The organism is Paraburkholderia sp. J10-1 (assembly GCF_905220165.1).
Lineage (GTDB): Bacteria > Pseudomonadota > Gammaproteobacteria > Burkholderiales > Burkholderiaceae > Paraburkholderia.
The window spans coordinates 1-339 of sequence record NZ_CAJMYW010000078.1; the positions used below are offsets into that span (position 1 = coordinate 1).

At 63.7% G+C, this 339-nt stretch carries 1 pseudogene; it reads left to right on the forward strand.

Features of this window, described 5'->3' with window-relative positions:
- Nucleotides 1–339 (forward strand): annotated as a pseudogene (locus U5A65_RS40790) (hypothetical protein); the annotation flags it as partial.

Below are 339 nucleotides of genomic sequence, written 5' to 3' on the forward strand. Positions count from 1 at the left end.
CTGTACGACTCGTCGGCGCACGACTCGGTCACGCTGGGCGGCACGGGTGCGACCTCGGCAGTGGCGCTGCACAACGTGGCAAATGGCACGCTGAGCGCGTCGAGCCTCGACGCGGTGAACGGTTCGCAGCTGTATGAGACGAACACAAATGTGTCGAACCTCGCTGGCAACGTGACCACGCTCCAGGGCGACGTCACGACCATCCAGGGTAACGTCTCGACGCTCTCGGGCGACGTGACGACCATCAATGGCCAGATCACGAACATGCAGGGCCAACTGGCCGATGCAGTGATGTACGACTCGTCGGCGCATAGCTCGGTGACGTTGGGCGGCACGGGT